This window comes from Pseudoalteromonas sp. 3D05 (genome assembly GCF_002723455.1).
Lineage (GTDB): Bacteria > Pseudomonadota > Gammaproteobacteria > Enterobacterales > Alteromonadaceae > Pseudoalteromonas.
Map to the genome: position 1 here is coordinate 1 of NZ_PDUS01000027.1, position 16,076 is coordinate 16,076.

The 16,076-nt window shown below is 40.6% G+C and carries 18 protein-coding genes; 9 read left to right on the forward strand and 9 right to left on the reverse strand.

Going from position 1 to position 16,076, the window contains the following annotated elements; genetic code table 11:
• Window positions 1-370: 370 nt before the first annotated feature.
• From CSC79_RS18705 to CSC79_RS18740, 8 genes are all read left to right on the forward strand, one after another.
• On the forward strand, window positions 371-1,300 hold the full coding sequence (locus CSC79_RS18705; RefSeq protein WP_099297468.1) for a hypothetical protein: 930 nt from the start codon (window positions 371-373) through the stop codon (window positions 1,298-1,300).
• Between the two features lie 37 nt (window positions 1,301-1,337).
• Complete coding sequence (locus tag CSC79_RS18710; protein ID WP_099297470.1) at window positions 1,338-2,237, forward strand: DUF350 domain-containing protein; 900 nt, start codon at window positions 1,338-1,340, stop codon at window positions 2,235-2,237.
• A 3-nt stretch (window positions 2,238-2,240) separates the two neighbouring features.
• Entirely contained in the window at window positions 2,241-3,962 is a 1,722-nt protein-coding gene (locus tag CSC79_RS18715; RefSeq protein WP_099297472.1) for a polyamine aminopropyltransferase, read from the forward strand.
• Window positions 3,963-4,042: 80 nt separating this feature from the next.
• Window positions 4,043-4,456 (forward strand): DUF2170 family protein, encoded by a 414-nt coding sequence (locus CSC79_RS18720; RefSeq protein ID WP_099297474.1) that lies wholly within the window; start codon window positions 4,043-4,045, stop codon window positions 4,454-4,456.
• Window positions 4,457-4,514: 58 nt separating this feature from the next.
• Window positions 4,515-5,207 (forward strand): PspA/IM30 family protein, encoded by a 693-nt coding sequence (locus tag CSC79_RS18725; protein ID WP_099297476.1) that lies wholly within the window; start codon window positions 4,515-4,517, stop codon window positions 5,205-5,207.
• A 72-nt stretch (window positions 5,208-5,279) separates the two neighbouring features.
• Window positions 5,280-5,918: a DUF4178 domain-containing protein gene (locus CSC79_RS18730; RefSeq protein WP_099297478.1), complete on the forward strand. Its 639-nt coding sequence runs from the start codon at window positions 5,280-5,282 to the stop codon at window positions 5,916-5,918.
• A complete protein-coding gene (locus tag CSC79_RS18735) occupies window positions 5,915-6,232 on the forward strand; it encodes a hypothetical protein (protein WP_099297480.1) in 318 nt (105 codons plus the stop codon). Before CSC79_RS18730 ends, CSC79_RS18735 begins: the two co-directional genes overlap by 4 nt.
• Before the next feature lie 69 nt (window positions 6,233-6,301).
• Window positions 6,302-6,487: a hypothetical protein gene (locus CSC79_RS18740; RefSeq protein ID WP_099297482.1), complete on the forward strand. Its 186-nt coding sequence runs from the start codon at window positions 6,302-6,304 to the stop codon at window positions 6,485-6,487.
• Between the two features lie 19 nt (window positions 6,488-6,506).
• On the opposite strand, the gene CSC79_RS18745 is transcribed toward CSC79_RS18740, so the two are convergent.
• The 5 genes from CSC79_RS18745 to CSC79_RS18765 all read right to left on the reverse strand — a co-directional run bounded on the left by CSC79_RS18745 (window position 6,507) and on the right by CSC79_RS18765 (window position 9,545).
• Window positions 6,507-6,902 carry a hypothetical protein gene (locus CSC79_RS18745; RefSeq protein ID WP_099297522.1) on the reverse strand — a complete coding sequence of 132 codons (396 nt, stop codon included), beginning with the start codon at window positions 6,900-6,902 and terminating at the stop codon, window positions 6,507-6,509.
• Window positions 6,903-6,912: 10 nt separating this feature from the next.
• Window positions 6,913-7,386 carry a hypothetical protein gene (locus tag CSC79_RS18750; protein WP_099297484.1) on the reverse strand — a complete coding sequence of 158 codons (474 nt, stop codon included), beginning with the start codon at window positions 7,384-7,386 and terminating at the stop codon, window positions 6,913-6,915.
• A 128-nt stretch (window positions 7,387-7,514) separates the two neighbouring features.
• On the reverse strand, window positions 7,515-8,891 hold the full coding sequence (locus CSC79_RS18755) for a class II fumarate hydratase (protein ID WP_099297486.1): 1,377 nt from the start codon (window positions 8,889-8,891) through the stop codon (window positions 7,515-7,517).
• A gap of 8 nt (window positions 8,892-8,899) precedes the next feature.
• On the reverse strand, window positions 8,900-9,265 hold the full coding sequence (locus CSC79_RS18760; RefSeq protein WP_237114064.1) for a hypothetical protein: 366 nt from the start codon (window positions 9,263-9,265) through the stop codon (window positions 8,900-8,902).
• A gap of 97 nt (window positions 9,266-9,362) precedes the next feature.
• Window positions 9,363-9,545 carry a hypothetical protein gene (locus CSC79_RS18765; RefSeq protein WP_099297488.1) on the reverse strand — a complete coding sequence of 61 codons (183 nt, stop codon included), beginning with the start codon at window positions 9,543-9,545 and terminating at the stop codon, window positions 9,363-9,365.
• A 173-nt stretch (window positions 9,546-9,718) separates the two neighbouring features.
• On the opposite strand from CSC79_RS18765, the gene CSC79_RS18770 reads away from it, so the two are divergent.
• Window positions 9,719-10,318, forward strand: coding sequence for a DUF938 domain-containing protein (locus tag CSC79_RS18770; protein WP_099297490.1), 600 nt, complete (start codon window positions 9,719-9,721; stop codon window positions 10,316-10,318).
• Here CSC79_RS18770 and CSC79_RS18775 read toward each other — a convergent pair.
• The 4 genes from CSC79_RS18775 to CSC79_RS18790 all read right to left on the reverse strand — a co-directional run bounded on the left by CSC79_RS18775 (window position 10,302) and on the right by CSC79_RS18790 (window position 16,057).
• Window positions 10,302-11,444 carry a GNAT family N-acetyltransferase gene (locus CSC79_RS18775; protein ID WP_099297492.1) on the reverse strand — a complete coding sequence of 381 codons (1,143 nt, stop codon included), beginning with the start codon at window positions 11,442-11,444 and terminating at the stop codon, window positions 10,302-10,304. The two genes, CSC79_RS18770 and CSC79_RS18775, sit on opposite strands and share 17 nt — an antisense overlap.
• A 9-nt stretch (window positions 11,445-11,453) precedes the next feature.
• Window positions 11,454-12,821, reverse strand: coding sequence for an alpha/beta fold hydrolase (locus CSC79_RS18780; protein WP_099297526.1), 1,368 nt, complete (start codon window positions 12,819-12,821; stop codon window positions 11,454-11,456).
• Window positions 12,811-15,471, reverse strand: coding sequence for an ATP-binding protein (locus CSC79_RS18785; protein WP_237114065.1), 2,661 nt, complete (start codon window positions 15,469-15,471; stop codon window positions 12,811-12,813). Before CSC79_RS18785 ends, CSC79_RS18780 begins: the two co-directional genes overlap by 11 nt.
• 127 nt (window positions 15,472-15,598) lie before the next feature.
• Window positions 15,599-16,057, reverse strand: coding sequence for an Lrp/AsnC family transcriptional regulator (locus tag CSC79_RS18790; RefSeq protein ID WP_099297496.1), 459 nt, complete (start codon window positions 16,055-16,057; stop codon window positions 15,599-15,601).
• Between the last annotated feature and the right edge of the window lie 19 nt (window positions 16,058-16,076).

Genomic DNA, 16,076 nt, shown 5'->3' on the forward strand with positions numbered 1-16,076 from the left:
GTTATGTGAAAGTAGGTCATTGCCAGGCTCCAAATACAAGAAAGCCCGACTCAAAAGAGCCGGGCTTTTTTACGTCTGTACGAAAGTTACCGAGTAGCACAGCGTCAATCACTACACCGTAGCGTGGGTTGACTATTTGACGCCCACGAATAAAGAGCGCCACGATCATCTCTGAGCACAAAGTACACCCTTAAAAGAGCTTGCGCTTCCTTTTTGTTGATTGTATTTGAAACTCGCTCCCGCCCTAAAGAAATACAAACTTTCTACCTTTGATTTCTCTTAAATATTATCTTGTTGCAATTTCATTCTTGGTTTAATAACTGAGCTGTGTAAAACTAGCTTTGTTAATTTAGTAAATCAGGTGACATGAATGTCGGATATAAAAGCTTGGAAACTTATAAGCCTGTTTTGTTTGATAAGCTTGCTTATGGGCTGCCAGTCGAAAGAAGAGCAGTTGCAACAAACAATTCAACAATCTATAACCAAAGCCGAGGTTGAACTCGAAGGGCTCGGTAAAGCCTTGGATAATGGTTCAATTCGAAATGCTGTCTTATTGTCTGAATATGCTCGCATAATCAGCAATGAAAAACCTCAGTTATCGCAAATTGCTTCTGTAATGGCTCAAGATGCAACGAGAAATGGTGCGCTTTATACTGGCTTGCAGCAACGCTTAGCAGATATTAAAAACACCCACCTTATACCGCCCTACGAAGAAACATTGCGAAACTTAGATCTATTAAGGGATGCGGCAAAACCCACACTGTTTTCTGACGCATTAACTGATCCTATTAACATGCTAGCGGATATGTCAGGTGGCTCACTTGCCCGTGTTGGGGCAATAAGCCAGCAAGCAGAAGGTCCTGGTGAAGGAAACCAACTTGTTGGTAATCCTAACTATGGTAGCTGGCAGACTAATAGCAATGGTATGAGCTTTTGGGCTTGGTATGGTATGTATCGTATCTTGGGTGATGTGTTCGACCGAGTTGAATACGGCAGTTGGAGTAAACGCCGAAAATACAGTTACTACAATGACTATGGCCGTGCACGTTATACCAGTCCTAAACAAATGAAAGCACAAACAGCTGTTGAAACAAGAACTCGCCAATCTTATTCGCGCCAAGGAAAGCAGTTTACAAGCCCGTATGCTACAAAAAAAACAGGCGCTTCAGGACTTAGCCGAAGTAGTTACACCCCACCAAAAAGTAGAAGCAGCTATTCCAAGAGTAGCTACAGTAAAAGTTCAGGGTCTATAAGAAATAGTGGTAGTCGAACTTCGCGTGGAATAAGCCGTGGTAAATAACCAGACTGTAAAGAATTAGTGTTGGAGTTAAAAGAATATGTACGAATTTAATGGAATAACTATGTGGTCACTACAAGCGCTCGCAATTGATTTTGCAATCATTATCGCTTTGTTTGTTAGTCTAAAATTTATAAAAGGTTGGGTGTCTAATCTACATGCAAATGATGAAATTACAGAGCGCGATAACTTTGCCTTTGGTATTAGTTTTGCAGCAGGTCTAGTTGCTTTAGCAATTGTTCTTACTGGTGTCAGTAGTGGTGCATTTGCACCAACGTTGCATCAAGAAGCGATGCAAATGGGGGCATATGGTTTATTAGCGATAGTGCTCATAAAGCTTGGCCACTTCTTTCAAGATAAAGTCGCGTTACGTAAGGTCAGCTTGCATGATGAAATAGTGAAAGGGAATGCAACTGCAGCCTTGATTGACTTTGGCCATGTGGTTAGTGTGGCAATTGTTATCCGCTCAGCTTTATTTTGGGTTGCAACAGAGGGCTGGTACGGTTTACCAATTGTTATAGCAGCATTTATTATTGGCAGTGTTGTTTTGTTGATTGTCAGCCAGTATCGCGTGCAATTATTTAAACGCACAAATCGCAGTGGCGACTGCCTTCAACAAGCGGTTATTGACGGAAATTTAGCGGTGGGCATACGTTATGCGGGTTTCTTAATTGGTAGTGCACTCGCTATTACAGCAGCATCTGGCGTTGCGCCTTATGTTGCCGATAGTATTAATGCTAGCCTTATGTATTGGGCACTGAGTGCTGTGATATGCGTTATTGTATTTATCTTACTTCATTTAATTACAATAAAAATTATTCTTTCGGGTTGTGATATTTCAGATGAAGTCAATCGTCAAAAGAATGTTGGTGTAGCAACTATTTCAGCCGCAATATCATTTGCTGTTGGTGTCACTATGGCTACGTTATTAGGCGCATAAGATTTGTCACACACAACAACGGCCCCGAGTAAGAACTCCTTACTTGGGCATGATTTTTTATTGATAACTGTTATGGCTGTACTCGCTGGGTGCGGCCTTATTTATGAATATCTTTTATCACATTATGCAGGACGTGTATTAGGTTCTGTTGAAAGTGCCATTTATGCCATGATTGGCACTATGATCGTCGCTATGGGGATCGGTGCTTTTCTGGCTCGTTGGTTTAAAGACGCGTTCACCGCTTTTGCATGGCTTGAGGGTATTATTGCCTTGGTGGGGATGGGATGTATTTTAGCGATTGCGAGTGTGATTGCCGTCAGTTACTCATTACCATATATCTTTTCACAGATCTTTAACTTACCTGCAGATACAGTGCTTAATGGCTATGTATTTCAAAAGTTACAAGAGTGGTCGCGTTTTCTCCCATATGTGTTCGGTTTGTTACTCGGCTTATTAATCGGCATGGAGATCCCGCTAATTGCCCGTATACGCCAACAAGTATATGGGCGGTTTTTAGAAAATAATGCAGGCACAATTTATGGGGCTGACTATATAGGTGCAGGTATTGGCGCAGCTATTTGGGTGAGTATTATGCTCGCGATGCCCATTATGCAAGCGGCTGCTTGGACCGCCTTATTTAATATTGTCGCGGGTTTAGCATTTTTGTGGCGCTATCACAGCCATGTCCGTTTTGCTAAATTGCTGCTTGTTTGTCACCTCGCGTTATTGGTTTTATTTGGCTTTATATTAGTGCTTGGCAGTAGCTGGATGAAAGACTTAAGTAACGTGCTTTATAAAGATAAAGTGATTTATTCTGAGGCGACAAAATACCAGCACCTGGTATTAACGGAGCGACTAAGCCGCAACCAACCTGAACCGATTACTGACTTATACCTAAATGGTCGTTTACAGTTCTCCAGCATCGATGAACAAATTTATCACTCTATGTTGGTTTACCCTGCTTTACTGGCCTCTAATCGTCATGATGACGTTTTGATAGTGGGTGGCGGTGATGGGCTTGCCATGCGCGACGTATTTAAATGGCCAGTGAAAGAGGTCACGTTAATCGACTTAGATGGCCAGTTACTTAACTTATTTGGCCATAAAAGTGACGAGTTTCAAGCGCCTGTTGAAATAGTTAAGCGATTGACTAAGCTCAATGCAAACGCGATGAGTGATCCTAGAGCTAACGTGATTGTAGGCGATGCATTTATAGAGGTTGAGCGGTTGCTTGATCAAGGGAAGCGCTTCGATACTATTATTATCGACCTGCCTGATCCAAATCACCCTGACCTAAATAAAATGTACAGCGACTATTTTTATAACCATATTCGTCAACTGCTTGCTCCTGATGGTGCGATGGCAGTGCAATCAACATCACCTTACCACGCAAAAAAGGCATTTTTGAGTATTGGAAAAACAGTCAAAGCGGCTGGGTTTAAACATGTCGAACAGTATCAGCAAAATATCCCTTCTTTTGGCCAGTGGGGATGGACTATAGCAACGACTCGTGGGCAATCAGCCAGCGCGCGGATCAATGATGTTGTTAACTTGTCTGTAGATTCTCGATGGGCAAGTAAAGAATATTTATTGGCAGCATTTGTGTTTCCAAACTATTATTTTGAACAAATAAATAATATAGAAGTCAATAGATTAGGGTCTGGCGCACTATATGATTATTATCGCAGTGCATGGCAAGAAGAAAGCGAACTGTATAAAAATTGATAAAACATGGTTGACATAATATGTCGGTCGTGCGAATCTTAACTCAGACATAATATGTCAAATGACAAAAAGGCAGAGACATGGAATTAAACGAACTTTCAATAAAACTAGCATCTTTTGAAACTGAAGGCGCTAACTTTGAATCTTTCTTGATAGCCAATCCAGGCGAGCAAGATGTGTTACAAGTCATTGTTGATGGAAATGATGAACTTCCAATTTTTGTTACGCAAACACAAGAGCAATTGCTTTGTATTAGCTACTTGTTTGCAGATGACGAAGTAAAACCTGATTTACGAAACGAGCTAAACGAAACATTACTACGTTTAAATGTACCGATTCCATTGAGTGCATTTGCCAAAATTGATAACAAGTACGCAATTTTTGGTGCTTTGTCGGTAAATTCATCATTTGATGACATTACCCATGAGTTAGTAACGTTAGCCGATAACGCAATTGATGCCCTAGAAGCTGTGACCTTGTACTTGAATGATTAATACCTTATTTATCAGTGCGATGAGATAGCAGCAAGTTCTATTAAGTGGAGTTAAGATTATGAGTATATTAAAAAAGTTATTTACAGCAGTTCGTGGCGGTGCACGTGAAGCCGGTGAAGCAATCGTTGATGCAAATGGTATCCGTATTTTTGAGCAAGAAATCGCGGATGCGCAAAATGCATTACAACGTGCAAAGAAAAGCCTAACTGAAGTAATGGCAAAAGAAATGCAAACTAAGCGTTCATTAAGCGCCCTAGATGCGTCGATAGCTGAGCACGAAGCCTATGCTGGCCAAGCACTTGAAAAAGGCAATGAAGCGTTAGCTTTAGAAATTGCTGAGAAAATTGGTGATTTCGAAAATGAAAAAGCTGAGCACGAGCAAGTACTTGCTGGTTTTAGCAACCACATCGTAACTTTAAAGCAGCAAGTTAAAGATGCCGAAAAGTCGATCAAAGAAAACCAACGCCAGCTTACAATGGTGAAAACCACTGAAAGCGTGCAACAAGCTACTATGGCTGTTAATAGCACGCTTAATACAAATAGTTCGTCGATGACAAATGCACGTCAGTCGCTTGAGCGTATTAAGCAACGTCAGCAAGATCGGAGCGATCAACTTGGTGCTGCAAAAGAGCTTGAAGCAGAAACAAGTGGCGGCGATTTAAAAGCTAAAATGGCTGAAGCGGGTATTGGCGATAGCAGCCCAAAAAGCGCGGATATCTTAGCGCGTATTAAAGCTAAGCAAAACGGCTAACCCTTATTCACACTTTTTTAAAAAGGTAACGTTGCATCATGCCCGTTACCTTTTTTGCTTAAGAGGCACTCTATGTTTAATTTCTTTAAATCTAAAAAAGCGCCAGAACGTCAATTGACTCATGCTAGCGATCTAAAAAAAGGCGATATGCTGAGTATTATTGACTCATTTGCTTATCCAAACTGGTTAAAAGGTCAAACTGTGCGTGTGATTGATGTGCAAACTTATCAATATCAGCACAGCAGTGATACTGAGTTCGTATTAGAGACAAACAGTGGGCAAGTTGTATTTTTACAAATTGAAATGGAAGATGGCGAGCAGTGGGCTAATTTCTCAATAAAAATTCAACGTGATGAGGTAGATGATATTTTTACCCTCGATGAGTTTGCCCGTATTTTTGACGAAGAGTCTTTAACTTTTATAGAAGTTAAGAATACACCTGAGCGCTTTATGCAGTTTTTAGGTAAAAGTTACCAGCAAAGTGAATCGCCATACGTTTGCTATTTCCATAAGCAAGATTATCGTAAGCAACCACTGCCTCGGTATGAGCAAGAAGGGGGTGAACCCTGTGAAATGATATGCCTAGCCTCTGACGACGAAAGCCACAGTTTGAACATTGAGATTTGGGATGGTGGTGAAACAGAAGTCTCACTTACACTGACCAGACCTATATCTGATATTGTGGACTTATTCCCAGGAGATGCACAGTGAGTGACGCGAAGGCTAAATGGCAGCGCCAAGAACAAGCCGTAAGGGCGACGCAAATGGCCTTTGATTTAAGCAGTGAAGTACAAAAATCGATAAAAAAGCAGGCGATAGATCAGGAGTTAACACCTTCAGATATGATCCGCAAAATTTTAGCGCTCGATGTTAAATCAAAAAAGACTCGTCAACGATTGTCATTTAATCTTAATGATGAGGAGATAGGGTTACTTGCACAGCGATTTGGTGTGCCAGCAGATGACAAGCGAGCAGTTAAGCAGCAAGTGGCTGAGTTGCTTATCGCTTACAGCAATAAAAAATAACCACAATTTTGCCTTCTTAAAGTTAAGCCCTTACACTGAGGGCTTCATTCCTATAAAAAATGAGTCGCTGTGAATATCGTTTTAATCGCTTACCTAATTATTTTTGCTTTGTTCGGTACTGCCGCAAGTTATTTTGTGCGATTTATTTATGCGTATTGGATAAAGAAAGAAATGCCAATGCAGCATATCTTTAAAGCAGGGGTGTGTATTATTGGTGTGTTAATCATATCTGCGCTAATCCCATTTCTGGTTTAGCGCATAGGTTGTTAGTTGATTATTTTATTTCGAATGCCTGGCATTGCTTGTCAATACATAAGGCTTGCACAGGTAAAACCGGTGAGCAATCGCTCGCACCACTAGCTTGATTATCAAGTATTTCTTGCTCAGTTACTTGTTGAGCTAGCTGCTCTGCAGCTTCTTGCTCAGTGTTTAAAGCAGAGTATACTAAGTATTTGCTAGGCCCGCCGCATGCCCGTTGACCTACTTCAAGAACCTTACACTGAAAACTCGCTGTACAGCTGGTATCTTCAACTAGTTTAGATAATGCATTGTTCGCTTTAGATAAACTTACTGAGCCTGATGAACTTGTATCAAATGTACTTTCACAGCCGGTAGTAATAAATAGGCCAGCTGCAATTGCCAGCGCTTTAGAATATGAAACGCACTTCATATTAATTCCTTTAATAAACACTTGTTGCATTACCAGCAACTTTAACACATTTATTGCTAGTACACTGTGTTGCAGGTGCAGTTAAATGTTGGCAAATACTGACCATACCTGTTTGAGCGTTAAATTGGCTTTCTAGAGTCGTAATCTGTTTTGCTGCTTGTTCAACCTTTTGGCTATCGTTATTTTTGGTTGAAAAAACAAGGTAGCTGCTTGGTCCACCGCACGCTCTGCTCCCAACAGGCAATACTTTGCATTGTGTACTCGTATCACAGCTAAGATCTTCGGTGAGGGTTTTTAATTGTTTATGAGCTGCCTGAATTGCTTCTCTCGAAACGGCTTTGTTTTTATCACCTATAGCCACTGCCTGACTATTTTTGGTCAAAGTAGTGGGAGCTGGTTTTAATTGCTCTGCTTCTGGTGTTGCAGCGTCCGAGCAGCCAACAATAAAAAGAGATAACACAACAACACATAATGAAAAGCGCATAACGAACCTTTATAGTGATTAACAAGTAATCACTATCATACACTTTGCACATAACACAGCAATAAAAACTATTACATTCAAAAAGGTAAACCCGTTACTTAAATAAAGTAACGGGTTTCATAGGTAGGTTATAAACCGCCTTGGGTTAGCTTGGTTGGATTAAGTAACTCTTCCAAATCAGCGCGAGAGAGCTGGGTTTCTTGCTCTGCTACATCAATGATCGGCTGACCACTTTGATACGCTTGCTTGGCAATTTTAGCTGCTTTTGCATAGCCGATAACCGGGTTTAAGGCCGTGACTAAAATTGGGTTCTTGGCCAAGGCTTTGTCAATATTTGGCTGATTGACCTTAAACGTGCGAATGGCTTTATCCGCTAATGCGCGGCTACTATTTGCCAGTAACTCGATACTTTGCAAAATGTTATAGGCGATGACTGGCAGCATGACATTAAGCTCAAAGTTTCCAGATTGCCCTGCTACGGTAATAGTCGCGTCATTACCAATCACTTGTGCACTTACCATTGCTGCTGCTTCTGGGATCACCGGGTTAACTTTACCAGGCATAATCGAAGAGCCCGGTTGTAATGCTTCAAGCTCAATTTCGCCTAGCCCGGCGAGTGGTCCTGAGTTCATCCAGCGCAAATCATTAGCTATTTTCATTTGTGCCACAGCAAGTACTTTTAATTGCCCAGATAATGAAACAATGGCGTCTTGTGAGCCAATGTTATAAAAAAAGTTTTTACTGGGGGTAAAACGTATGCCTACGTTGGTGCTTAAGTTTTTACAAAACAGCTCAGCAAACTGGGGATCTGCATTGACTCCTGTGCCCACAGCAGTACCGCCTTGGGCAAGCGCTGACACGCCATCTAAGCTATGACGAATAGCCGCCATTGCGGTATCAACTTGATATTGCCAAGTATTGAGAGATTGGCTAAAAGTAACAGGCATTGCATCCATTAGGTGGGTACGGCCTGTTTTTACTATATCGCCTACTTCAGATTTCTTACGCTCTAGTATCTGTGATAGCTGATCAAGGGCTGGAAACAGCTCATAAACAACATTAATAACACTGCTTACGGCGATGGTCGTTGGGATCACATCATTTGAACTTTGACCCATATTCACATCATCATTTGGGTGAATTAGGTCATCATTGTAACGACTTGCAAGTGTTGCAATGACCTCGTTAGCATTCATATTGGTGCTGGTGCCAGAGCCAGTTTGAAAAACATCAATCGGAAAATGATCTATATGTTGGCCATCAATTATTTCTTGGCAGGCACGCTCTATTGCTAGGGCTTTTTGTTTGTCTAAATGGCCAAGTTCACAGTTACTTTGAGCCGCAGCTTGTTTAACGTACGCCAGTGCCGTAATAAATTGTTTTGGCATGGTTAAACCACTAATACTAAAGTTATTAACCGCACGCTGGGTTTGTGCTTGATAAAGTGCATCTACTGGTACTTGAAGTTCGCCCATGCTATCGGTTTCAGTTCTATACTCGCTCATAAAAGCTCCTAAAAAGGGTTGAATTCGTGACTGAGAATACGTGCTTCTCGTTCAAGGATAAGATATTTTTCGTTACCGTTATGGGTTCTATAAAAACGTTTTAACGCCAATAAGGGTTTGTATAGTTGCTCTGAACATTGCTTACGTATTGCGCAATGAATTAAAGAATCGCACATTTTATTAATAATTTCATGGAAAGTACGTCTTAGATAGAGTTCTTGGAGCAAGATACTTTTGCTTTTTTCGTAGTAGCGTGCGGCATTGAGGCCTGCTTCAATATAGCTTGCAACTAAAGCGGGGGCATGTAGTCCTGGACGTTGGCAAATACACTTCATTTGCTGTTGATAATAAAGCATTGCTTGGTGTTCGTGCATAATAAGACCGGATTACTGTAACGATAATAGTTATCATTACAGTAATCCGGTCTTGGTGCAAGTTTGAATACGTAAAACTTGCCAAAAGTTTATGATATTAGTTGTAGCCAAGGATGAAAATTTGATCTGTTTCATGTTCTTTTAGGCTCTTCTTCAGCTTGTTAGATTGTGACAATAAATCAATAACTGTTGCTCGTTCATCACATGTTGATTTGTTGCTATCTGCTTTTTCGCTTGCTGTGATAGCAGCGTCAAGTGCATTAAATTTAGATACATACATGGTATTCTCCTAGCTGTTGGTTCAATAATACTGTTGCATAAGCTATACCAATTTTTATTATTCTTATAATTGCATGATAATTAAAGCTTTATTTTTATGTGACTGTTTTGCAAAGACAAGCGTCATGAATTTTGCTTTACTATTGTGCAAATGGCTCTAGTTTTGGTGCGTATATGAAAGCGAATAAACCTTTTTCTCAAGCTTGTGAAAACAATAAAGAACCCATTTTAGCGGTATTAAAAGCTTGTTTTAATAATAGTAAACACGTTTTAGAAGTGGGTTCAGGTACAGGGCAGCACAGTGTGCATTTTGCGATGCATTTAGCACATTTAGAGTGGCAAACTAGCGATAGATTAATCAATCATAGTGGTATTCAACAATGGATTGATGAGGCGCAATTGAGCAATCTACATGCGCCGCTAACACTGGATTTAAACCATGCTTGGCCAATTAATCGTGTGGATGCTATTTATACTGCTAATACGCTACACATTATTAGTTGGGCTTTGGTTGAATTATTTTTTGAAGGCATTAAACGCCATTTAGCCCCCAAGGGAATTGTCTGCATTTATGGGCCTTTTAAATATCAAGGTCAGTATACGAGCGAAAGCAATCAGCGTTTTGATGGGTTTTTGAAAGACCAGGATGGCGAAAGTGGCATTCGCGACTTTGAAAAAATAGTAGCGCTTGCTGAACGAGTTGGGCTAACACTGCTTGAAGATAATAAAATGCCGGCAAACAACCAGCTCTTAGTCTTCAAGCGTCACGCTTAAACGGCAGTAGTGATTTACAATGCTGCTGATAAGCTGTTGTGTGTAGGTGCTCTCGCTTTAAAAAGTCTGCAATTGCGTGGCTAAAGTCTTCATTGATAATTGTGTGGAGCGAGTGCGTAAATACTGGTTCAAAGCCTCGGGCTATCTTGTGTTCACCTTGTGCGCCGGAATGAAAACAGTGCAGCTGATTGGCAATACAGTACTCAATACCTTGGTAATAACATAGTTCGAAATGTAAACAATCTATTTCATCTACCGCCCCCCAATATCGACCATATAAGGTATTTTCGCTTTTAAAGCTTAAAGTAGCAGCAACCACATGGCCATCAAGATAGGCTTGCATAATGACAAGCTTATCAGCCATTAATGCATGTAATAAAATAAAAAACTCATGATTTAAATAGCCCATATGACCTGAACGTTTTAAATATGTGCGTTGATAAAATTCACAAAACTGGCTCATTACAGCACTATTGATTTGATCGCCTTGTAACCACTTTATGGTGATATTTTGTTGCGTAATTTTGTTTCGTTCTTTCTTTACGGTTTTACGTTTACGGGCATTTAAGCTTTGTAAAAAGTCAGAAAAATTGTCATACCCACGGTTAAACCATTGGAACTGTACGCCTGTCCGTGGCATGGCGTTATGCCCAGTAAATAATTCTGTTTGTTGCTTAGGGCAGAAATTTATATGCCAGCCAGACCAACCATGCACTTGGCACTGTTGGTTGAGTACCTCACTTATATAGTCTGCTATAGACTCTGGTTGTGAATGGTGAATAGCGACTCTTTCGCCTTCAACGGGACTAAAAGGCGAACCACATAGCCATTTAGGATAATAAGCTATGCCATGCTGTTGATACGCTTCAGCCCAAGCCCAATCAAACACGTATTCACCATAGGAGTGGCTTTTTAAATAACCTGGGGCAAGTGCAATAATGTGTTGATTCTCATAAATAACTAAATGTAATGGCTGCCAACCAGTGGCTTCACAGGTACTTTGGCTTTGCTCTAGCGCGTATAAAAATGCGTGATCGGTAAAAGGATTGTCACCAAAAAAACGAGCCCACACCTTGGCATCTAGATCACTAATACTGGTAAACCACTGATGGCTAAAACTTGACATATTAAGGCTCTATTTTTGTTCAATAGCGTTTAAAAATTGTGTTATCTGACTACTTAGCTCATTAAAATAAGGGTTAAATGTTAAACGTTGAAAGGGCTGAAAACGAGCTACATTATCTGCTGTTCGTTCACCGAGGGTCGTTTGCGCGGTTGTTTTACATAGTGTGTAAAGGGATTCATCATCGAGGTAACTGCCACAGTTACGATAGGTTGCGTTTATACCATAATGGGGGTTATTAGGTGAGTTTACGACTGCGATATGCGATATCCCTTGAATATCTTTGCAGTCGCTAGAACGACATTGTGGGTTATGAATAGTGTAACTGTCAGGAAAGTAATCCGGTATTATTTTTTTGTCGCCATAGAGCACTAAAGTATCGGGGCTGCCCGTATTGTGGGGGCTTATTTTATTCAGAGCCGAGAGTAGCGCGAACGTGGCTTTACTATCTATAGTGGTATCAATATCACTTAAGGCAGTAAAAACAGGGATAGCAGGAAACCTGCGTTGCGCTAAATTACTTACTGCAATGGTGCGCATTGCATCATCAGCCGCAGCTGCTGCATTCCAAGGGAAAGACTCATATTTGGCGAAATCTATATCAGCATCTTCGTCAATCCAATTAACAAAGGGGATTAAATCAATCCACTTGGCTGCCCAACCATTTTTATTATGTGGCTCGCTGGCAGGAGAGAATAGCATTAAAGCCTTAACTCTTTCATTTACGGGGTGAGTTGTTAAGTAATTAATGAGTAGCGCGGCACCGGTAGAGTACCCGCCTAATACGACATGCTTATAGTCTTTTAGGGTTCGATTTATAGCGTAGTCAGTGGCTTGCTGCCATTGCTGAGCATTAACGTCTTTCAATGCATCAGGGGCTGTACCGTGACCTGGTAAAAGGAGCGTTCTAACGGTGTAGCCTTGTTGGAAGTAAGTTTGCGCTAAATCATGGTATGTAAACGGTGAATCAGTTAAGCCATGCACCAGTAAAACAGCCTTTTGGTTATCTGGTTGGCGAAGTTCGAAAGGGGCAACAAGGTCGGCTATATTGGATTTTTCGGGTCGTGACCCTTGTTTCACCAGTTGTTTATAGGTTGTTGTCGATAATGGGCATGGCATGGCCGCACGTGGATTACTGTGCAATATATGTTGATAAGCAAAATCTAAGTAATGATTAAAGCTGGTATCAGAGTGATATGCAAAATTATGCTCTGAGGGCGTATTTTGAAATCGTAAGAGGCCCTGGCTTTTGCTGCTAATAATAAAATCGAGATCCGTTAATTGGCTCACGCAATTTACACTCGTCGCAGCAAATGCAGACACACTAAAACAAATTGAGGCGAAAAAGCTAAATAAGCTAATAGTGTTTTTAATCTTCATTATTAATAACATAATAAGTTAAGCATTCGGCTAGCTTAGCGAGATCGAGAGGTTTTGCAAGGTGTTGATTAAAACCAATTGCTAATGCATGAGCTTTATCTTGCGGCATTACGTCTGCAGTGAGGGCAACAATGGGCAGCTCATCAGCATCTTTAAATTGACGAATATTAATGGTTGCTTGATAACCGTCCATGACAGGCATTTGGCAGTCCATCAAAACTAAATCAACGTGATTATTTTTCACGTGCTCAACGGCAAGTTCACCATTTTCAACAAGCGTAGGTTTGATGCCTAAAGAATCAAGCATCGTCTTTATAACCATTTGGTTTATTTTGTTATCTTCAGCGACAAGGATGGTTAGTTGGCTTAAATCTACCTGCTCATTAAGACGTTCGGGTGTTTTTTGTACTGGTTTGGTGTTAAGTTCAACAGTAAAGGTAAAGTTTGAGCCTTTATTCTCTTCGCTTTGTAAGGTGATATCGCCATGCATTAACAAGCTAAGCTCTTTAGCTATTGTTAGCCCTAAGCCTGTTCCACCAAAACGACGAGACGTTGAATCATCTGCTTGGGTAAAAGCATCAAATAAGTTTGCTTGAATAGAGGGGGGTATACCCACACCTGTATCGACCACACTAAACGAAATAAGTCGTTTTTCATCTGATCTCTCTAGTGCTAACACCGTCAGCGTAACCTGCCCTTGGTGGGTAAATTTAATGGCGTTGCTGCATAGGTTTAGCAAGATTTGTTCAATGCGTAATTCATCCCCTTCAAACCAAGTATCATCAGCTAACTGGTTATCAACACGCCACTCAATTCCTTTGTGCTTAGCCATTTGCTTGAACATGCTATCAAGGCGCTTTAATAATGCATTTAAATCAAATGGTCGTTGCTCTAAAACCAGCTTTTGCGATTCAATTTTTGAGATATCAAGTACGTCGTTAACAAGAGTAAGCAACGACTTTGAGGCCAGGTTAATTTGTTCAATATAGTGCAGAAGTGTTGAGGTATCGTCACCTTTATTTGCAAGACTTGAAAAGCCAATAACAGCGTTTAAAGGGGTGCGGATCTCATGACTCATATTCGCTAAAAACCGACTTTTCGCTTTATTGGCTTCATCGGACTGCTTTTTAGCACTCTCGAGTGAGCGGGTTCGCTCACTCACCAAGCGAGAAAGTGCAATATGCTGATGGTTAAACAGCAAAAGCACCAATAAAATAAGGCTACATACGACAACTTGTAAGACCAAAAGCAATAAGGTGAATTGATTGGTTTGATGCGGAATGAATTCATCTTTTATCGTTAAATCAATGAACCACTTTTGACTTGAAAAGTTAATTGTTATCGTGGTTAGCTGCGGGTTTTTCGTCGAGGTTTGTTGGGCATTACTAAAAAATGGATTCTGAATTTGATCTTGATACATAGTGATGTCAAACATGGCAAGCTGCTCTTGTGAAATGGCTTGCTTTATAATGCTTTCAACCAAAAAGACGCCAGTTGCGTAGCCTTCAATTTTTGCACCATCATTGCTGTGATGATACACCGGAGCAAACAACAAGTAGGCAGGTTCGGGTGTTGTTGTTTGCACTAATTGAATTATTTTAGTGCTAACAGGTTGGTATTTTATACGGGGGTCAAGCAGTGTTGCGCGCCTGTCGGCACGCGAATACACATTAAAACCAAGTGCCGATTGGTTTGTTTTAAGCGGGTTTATGTACTTAACCACGACTAATGGCTCGGTAGCGGTTTGTGGTGAGCCCTTGATTTTTATATCTGTGCTATAAATGTCACGCATTTGTTGGGTGAAGACGGGAATATCATCTTGAGTGATTTTTTCATTCCAAGAAAGCGCTTTAATATAAGTGTTTTGTGCGAGTAGCTCAGATGTATAGCTAACGAATTCTCGTTGATCTAAAGTTGGCCTAGACTGAATTAAACTCGCTAAACTTTGCACAGCAACTTGGCTGTGACTTAAGTGACGCAATAAGCTATTTTCAATGACTGAGGCTTCTCTTGTTGCGATTTGCAGAGCATTAGAGCTGCTTTTTTCATTATAAAGCTTTGTAGTTGCTGCAACAGATAAAAATAATACAAGGCATACCGCAATGGTTGGAAAAGGAGCAACATGGTATTGCTGATGCTTTGGTTGGATAAGCGCTAATAATAGGGGAGTAGCAATTAGTACACCTAGTGTATCTCCTAACCACCAATATAAAACATTCCGCCAATGGTTTTCACTGCTGTAAGCAGGGTTAAATTCCGATAATGCATAAACGCCAATGTTTGCTGATAGTAAGCTAACAATAAAGCCAACAATAAGAATAAAGTAAATAATGGACTTTCTGGTTTTAAGATATAAAGGGTGGCCAAGCCAATATTTTAATAATGCCGCTCCGGTAAGTGCTTGCAATACCGCTCCAAGACCAATAAGCGTCACTTCCTTTTGAGTGCTGCCAATAAGTACATCTTGAGCAAGCGGATTATCGCCGATGCTGAGATTAAAGAACACGGAGGCGAGAAAAAGCGCAGGTGCGAAGCGCCACCACCAAATAAAACAACCAACAAGTGCGATACCAGCGGGTAACCAAATCGGGATAACTTGTGACTGAAAAGCAAAAGTAGTGAGCAGCTTCCCTGAGTATAAATAAGCCATGGCAAAAAGAACGTAAAAACAACACGAACTTATTTTTGTCTGGAAAACGTTTACCTGCATTGTGCTATATCCCTTTATTATTTTTATTTCAGTATAACTGAATCGCTAAAAAGCGGATTCTCTACTCTTATAAAGGTAGCCGCTTTTTGCTAAATGTTTGCTTTAATACCACGGTGGATTCAATATTAGCAATACAATCGATACTGCCTAGCTTAAATTTAACAAAGTGTTCATAGCTTTCTAGATCTGTCGCCACTATTTTTAGTAAATAGTCGTAGCTGCCAGATATTACAGAGCACTCTAAAATATGATCAAACTTGTTGGCTTGCAGCTCAAATGTATTCGCTGCTGCGACTGAGTTTTGACTTAAGCGTACAAATGCATATACCAGCACATTCAGCCCCACGCTTTTGGGGTTAATTGCAGCATGATAACCACTAATAACACCTGTGCTCTCAAGCTTTTTTATTCTTCTTAAGCAAGGCGTATCGGACAAGCTAATATCACTTGCCAGCTGTGAGACCGCGTAGCGGGCATTTTCCTGCAAATGCATAATGATTTGATGATCTTTTTTATCTAAATTCATAAAATTTAGCGTCAACTAT